Below are 4,144 nucleotides of genomic sequence, written 5' to 3' on the forward strand. Positions count from 1 at the left end.
TAACCATTACTTCTCAAACGCTCTCTAAACATATATGAACTCAAAAAAACAATATTTAAACAATTAAACTACAATTCAATGAAAAATATACGAATTAAAAAGGTGAAAAAAATGTCTAATTTAGAAATAAAAGAAACATACCTATATAAAACCAGTGAAGGGATAGTCACTGCAGAAGTGTATTTGTCCGAAGATACCATATGGGCAACTCAAAAAGAAATCGCTAAACTATTTGGAGTATCCATTCCAACTATCAATGAACATTTAAAGAATATTTTTAATGATGAAGAATTAGAAAAAAATTCAGTTATTAGGAAATCCCTAATAACTGCAGCTGATGGTAAAAAATATAATACAAACCTATATAATTTAGATGCAATCATCTCTGTAGGCTATCGTGTAAACAGCAAGAAAGCAACTTATTTTAGAAAATGGGCAACTCAAATACTAAAGGAATACATGATAAAGGGATTTGCTCTTAACGATGAAGCTCTTAAAAATGGAGGAATTTTAAAAGAATAATTTTTTAACTATGAAAAAATTACAAAATAACTTTGATTTAATAAAATAAATCAATATTCCAGTATTTTTAGAATATAAGAATTATTTTGAAGTTTTTTCATCAAAAAAACTATAAGATTTACCAATAATAAAAATAAACTATTTTTACAAGTTTATTGTCTAAGACAATAAATCGGCTATTATAAAACCATAGAAATGGAGGAATAATAATGAAAGAAAACAATATAAAACTATTTAAAGGCAGGAAAATCAGAACCAAATGGGATGAGGAAATACAGGACTATTACTATTCAATAATAGATGTTATCGCAGTCCTTACTGAAAGCAAAGACCCCAATGCTTACTGGAGAAAATTAAAGCAAAGACTAATAAATGAAGGAAACCAAACCGTGACAAATTGTCACAGTTTGAAAATGCCGGCTAAAGATGGCAAAATGAGAATGACAGATGTGGCAACCACCAAACAGCTCTTGCGCCTCATACAGTCTGTCCCATCACCAAATGCAGAACCATTCAAACTCTGGTTAGCCCAAGTTGGAAGTGAAAGGCTTGATGAAATTGCAGATCCTGAACTGTCCATAGAAAGGGCAATCAACAATTATCGTGATATGGGCTACAGTGAAGAATGGATAAGCCAAAGGATAAGAAGCATTGAGATAAGAAAGGACTTGACTGCAGAGTGGGACAGGTCAGGTGTTGAAAAGGGATTGGAATATGCAATACTCACTGACGAAATCAGCAGAGCCTCCTTCGGACTTACAACTAACCAGCATAAAGGTTTAAAAGGATTAAAAAAGGAAAGCCTTAGAGACAACATGACCAATGCTGAATTGGTTATCAGCATGCTAGGGGAATTGGCAACTACCGAAATAAGCAAAAGCGAAAACCCAAATGGATTTGATGAAAGCCAGGATGTTGCTAAACGTGGAGGAACTATTGCAGGAAATGCTCGTCGCGAACTAGAGGCAAATACAGGACGCAAGGTAGTCAGCAAGAACAATGCAAATAATAAGAAATTATTAGGCAAATAATTAGACATTTTGTTATCTGGAAACAAGATAATGCAAATAATAATTAAAAAAAAATGATATAAAAAAGAAATAGGTGGAAATCCCCAACCAGTAAAAAGATTTTGGTCAAGGTTTTTAGCCAAAGGCTAAAAAGCTTGGCAGAAGGCTATAAAAGCTTGTCTTTAATAGCATTATAACCGTTTTCAATAGCTTTTAAATTCATTTCATGGAATTTAGGAGCTAAATTGTTTTTCATTGCAGTTTCAACGGTTTCCTTTGAAAGTGGGAAATCATCATTTGCAACACATGCACCTAAAAGCACCATATTTAAAGATAAGATACTGCCTGCATCCTTAGCCAAACCATTTGCTTCTAACGGATAAACAGATTTGAAATTATCTTTTAAATTAGCTATTATATCATCAATTTCAGGATAGGTCTCTCCAGTTTGAGTCAATGTTGAAGGGACAATAGGGAATGTATTAAAGATTAAGGTTGTATCCTTGTTTGCCTTATTCAATCCTCTTAAGACTTCAATAGGTTCAAAAGCAAGAATCAAGTCTGCCTTGGATTCCTCTACAATTGAGGATTTGAAATTACCTATCTTAAGTTCAGTTGACACAGATCCTCCCCTTTGGCTCATACCATGAATCTCACTCATTACAACATCATAACCTTCAAGCATTGCAGCTTCACCAATGATTACAGATGTCTTAATAATTCCTTGACCACCTACACCTGAAATGTAAATACTGTAATTCTTATTATCATTACTCGCCATCTTAATCACCCTTTTTTACTCCAATAGCTTTGTTCGGACAGACTTGTATACAAACGGTACATGATTTACATAATGCTTCATCAACAACTACCGTATCATTTAGATAAGAGATTGCAGGACATGCAAGAGTCTTTACACAAGTAAGGCATTTTACACAATTGTCCTTGATTACCATAGGTGCCTTTTTCTTTTGTCCCTTGATTAATGTGCATGGGTATCTTGCGATTACAACAGCAACACCATCGTATTCAAGTGCTTCCTTGTAAATGTCAACAGTCTTTCTGATGTTGTGAGGATTTACAATCTTCAAGAATTTCACTCCAATAGCTTCCACAATATCCTCGATGGAAACAGCAGGTGCTTCATCTCCCATTCCATCAACAGGAATACCTGGGTTTGGCTGACCACCGGTCATTGCAGTTATTCTGTTATCCAAAATTGTAAGCACGAACTTGTTCTTGTTGTGAACTGCATTTACAAGTGGAGATAATCCGCTGTGGAAAAATGTTGAATCTCCAATGAAACTCATAACATGCTGATTGGTTGCAATTGAGAAACCGCAACCGTCACCGACAGATGAACCCATTGCAAGAAGATAGTCTGCAGTTTCATAAGGAGGAGAGATTCCTAAAGTGTAACATCCAATGTCAGATGCGAATATCATATCTTCCTTAGCATATCCCATTTCCTGATAAGCCTTTACAGCAGCATAATAAGCGGATCTGTGGGAACATCCTGCACATAATGTTGGAGCTCTTGTTGGAATATTATCTATAAGTTCATTCAATCCATCACTAAATTCCATCTTCTCAACGATTTCAATTAAATCTCCATCAAGGTCTTTGCCATTTTCTGATTTATACTCTTCCAAGAACTCTTTATCATCTACCAAATCAGAAATAACCTTATTGATGGATTCCTTAACAATGTCCGGATTGTATTCATGAACCATTGGGAAAGTTCCATCGAACTTGCCGTAAACAGGACAATCCAAATTGTTTTCACCAAGAACAGCAAGCACATCCCTTTCAAGTACAGGGTCCACTTCCTCTACAATGAATACTCCTTCCAAGTTTTTGCAGAAGTCATGAATCAAATCCTTTGGAGTAGGATAAGACAATGCTATTTTAAGAATATCCATACCTAAGTTTTCTTGGGAAACAACATCATAAGCATAATTGAAGGCACCTCCAGATGAAATGACACCATATTTTCCTTGAAGTGAACCGTTTTCAAAAGAATAAACCTCATTTACTGGACTTTCATTAGCTGCCTCTTCCAGATTTCCCATTTTTTCTGCAAGTCTTTCATGCATTGCAAGAGCATTTGCAGGAACAGGGACAAATTCCCTTGGATTTTTAACGAAGTATCCTCTTAACCAATGTCCATCTGATTCTGTTTCCTTGGTAGTGGATTTAGGTTTTTCTTGTCTCCCGCATTCCACAATTCCTCTCATATGGGATACACGGGTGCTTGTCCTAAGAATTACTGGAATTCCAAACTGTTCAGACAAGTCAAATCCGTAAACCATCATGTCCTTGATTTCCTGAGGGGAAGATGGTTCTAAAATTGGAATTGAAGAAAGCCTTGAATAGTTTCTTGTATCCTGTTCATTCTGTGAAGAGAAGAGTGAAGGGTCGTCTGCTACAAGAACAATCATCCCTCCCTTAACACCAGAGTAAGCAGTTGTCATGAATGAGTCAGCAGCTACATTCAATCCTACATGCTTCATGAAAGTAAATGACCTGAGGCCACTTGCAGCTGCAGTAGCTGCCACCTCCATAGCCACCTTTTCATTTGCAGAAAATTCAAAGTACATTTCTGCATTTTT

4 protein-coding genes are annotated in these 4,144 nt (G+C 35.8%); 2 read left to right on the top strand and 2 right to left on the bottom strand.

What is annotated here, in order from left to right; translation table 11 throughout:
- Window positions 1–111 precede the first annotated feature (111 nt).
- Both rhuM and Q0409_RS00890 read left to right on the top strand, forming a co-directional pair.
- Window positions 112–522, top strand: a complete 411-nt coding sequence (gene rhuM / locus Q0409_RS00885) for a virulence RhuM family protein (RefSeq protein ID WP_298534082.1) — start codon at window positions 112–114, stop codon at window positions 520–522.
- Between the two features lie 209 nt (window positions 523–731).
- Complete coding sequence (locus Q0409_RS00890) at window positions 732–1,553, top strand: BRO family protein (protein WP_298534084.1); 822 nt, start codon at window positions 732–734, stop codon at window positions 1,551–1,553.
- A gap of 145 nt (window positions 1,554–1,698) precedes the next feature.
- Here Q0409_RS00890 and Q0409_RS00895 read toward each other — a convergent pair whose 3' ends face one another.
- Both Q0409_RS00895 and iorA read right to left on the bottom strand, forming a co-directional pair.
- Complete coding sequence (locus Q0409_RS00895) at window positions 1,699–2,313, bottom strand: indolepyruvate oxidoreductase subunit beta (RefSeq protein ID WP_298534086.1); 615 nt, start codon at window positions 2,311–2,313, stop codon at window positions 1,699–1,701.
- 1 nt (window position 2,314) lies between these two features.
- Window positions 2,315–4,132, bottom strand: a complete 1,818-nt coding sequence (gene iorA / locus Q0409_RS00900; RefSeq protein WP_298534088.1) for an indolepyruvate ferredoxin oxidoreductase subunit alpha — start codon at window positions 4,130–4,132, stop codon at window positions 2,315–2,317.
- Window positions 4,133–4,144 lie beyond the last annotated feature (12 nt).

Source organism: uncultured Methanobrevibacter sp., from assembly GCF_937898925.1.
GTDB lineage: Archaea > Methanobacteriota > Methanobacteria > Methanobacteriales > Methanobacteriaceae > Methanobrevibacter.

Coding starts and splice junctions, on each gene's coding strand:
- iorA (WP_298534088.1), bottom strand. CDS start 4,132: ATGTACTTTGAATTTTCTGCAAATGAAAAGGTGGCTATGGAGGTGGCA.
- Q0409_RS00895 (WP_298534086.1), bottom strand. CDS start 2,313: ATGGCGAGTAATGATAATAAGAATTACAGTATTTACATTTCAGGTGTA.
- rhuM (WP_298534082.1), top strand. CDS start 112: ATGTCTAATTTAGAAATAAAAGAAACATACCTATATAAAACCAGTGAA.
- Q0409_RS00890 (WP_298534084.1), top strand. CDS start 732: ATGAAAGAAAACAATATAAAACTATTTAAAGGCAGGAAAATCAGAACC.